Source organism: Mesorhizobium sp. M1A.F.Ca.IN.020.06.1.1 (genome assembly GCF_004023265.1).
Taxonomy (GTDB): Bacteria; Pseudomonadota; Alphaproteobacteria; order Rhizobiales; family Rhizobiaceae; genus Mesorhizobium.
On the sequence record NZ_RZSR01001219.1, the window covers coordinates 1 to 1,470 of the forward strand.

A 1,470-nucleotide genomic window follows, 5' to 3' on the forward strand; every position below is an offset into this window, starting at 1 on the left:
GGCTGGTGCCGGCAGCGCGGCTGGATTGGGTGAAGGCCGCGCTCTCGGCCTGAGCCGCCGCCGGCTTAAAATACCCTCACGCCAACCGGCCTTGTTTCAAAACGGTCATATCGGCGGGGGAACCTGCCAAGATCGCTTGCGTTCCTGAGTCTGCTTGCGCCTTCCAAAGCCAGGAGGCGTGTTTCGGCTCCAACGGGGGAGAATTTCGATGAGACCAGTGGTTCCGCTCGTTCTCGCCGGCTGCCTGATGACTGCCGCGAGCGCCTACGCCGACGATGCAGATTTCCTGCGCTCGTTCCAGGGCAGCTTCGCCGGCAACGGCACCTTCAAGGTGAGCGCGAATGCGCCGACGGTGAATATCTCCTGCGACTTCAAATCCGGCGCTACCTCGACCTCGTTGTCGCTCGACGGCAAATGCCGCGGGCTGATCTTGATGACGCGGGAGATCAGCGCGGATCTGAAGGCCACCGGCAGGGGCTATAGCGGCGTCTACATCGGCTCGCGTACCGGGCCGGCGCAATTGAACGGCAGCCGTTCGGGCAACGCGCTCAATCTCGGCATCCGTTGGGCAAAGGAGGTCAATGGCGACCGCAAAGCGCAGTTGACCGTCGAAAAGACCGGCAGCGACAGCATGCGGCTGACGGTGACCGACACGGATCCAAAAACTGGCAAGACCATGGTGACGAGCCGGATCGACCTGCAGCGCACCTGATCAAGTCCCCATGAATGCCAGCCGGTCTCAGTCCTCGAGCGGCTCGGGCGGGTTGGCGGCACGGCCCTTGCCGAAGGTGTAACCGGTCTCGACGGCCTTCCTGCCGAATTTGTCGCGCAGCTCGTCGATCGCGGTTTCGGCCATTGCGCGCTTGCGCGACTGGACGTCGATCAGATCCGGCGGATCGGCCTTCCCGTCGTCGGAAAGATCGCTGACGCCGATGCCGAGCAGGCGGAATTTCGTGCCGTCGGTCTCGCGACGCAACAAATCGAGCCCGGTTTGGAAGATGCGATCGGCCAGCCGTGTCGGATCGCCAAGCTGGCGGTTGCGGGTGCGCAGCTTGAAATCCTGCGTCTTCAGCTTCAGCACCACGGTGCGCCCGGCAATGCCGGATTTCTTCAGCCGCGCCGAGACTTTTTCCGACAGGCCGCGCAGCACCGGCACCAATTCTGCCAGCGAGCCGATGTCGTTGTCGAAGGTGGTTTCGGCCGACACGCTCTTGGCATCGCCGCCGGGGTCGACGCGGCGGTCGTCCTCGCCGCGCGAAAGCCGGTAGAGCCGGTCGCCCATGACACCGTAACGGCGCATCAGTTCGCCGCGCTCCATGCGCTGCAGCTGGGCAATGGTGCGGATGCCGTCGCGCTCGAGCGCCGCGGCCAAGGCCTTGCCGACGCCCCAGATCAGCGTGACCGGCTGCCCGGCAAGAAAGCTTGGCGCTTCCGCTTCGCCGATGACTGAAAAGCCGCGCGGCTTGCGGA

1 protein-coding gene and 1 pseudogene are annotated in these 1,470 nt (G+C 64.7%); one reads left to right on the plus strand and one right to left on the minus strand.

Annotated features, from left to right (window positions below; translation table 11 throughout):
- Window positions 1-208 precede the first annotated feature (208 nt).
- On the plus strand, window positions 209-712 hold the full coding sequence (locus EOA60_RS32645; protein ID WP_067000288.1) for a hypothetical protein: 504 nt from the start codon (window positions 209-211) through the stop codon (window positions 710-712).
- A gap of 27 nt (window positions 713-739) precedes the next feature.
- Here EOA60_RS32645 and EOA60_RS32650 read toward each other — a convergent pair.
- Window positions 740-1,470 (minus strand): annotated as a pseudogene (locus tag EOA60_RS32650) (DNA polymerase IV); the annotation flags it as partial.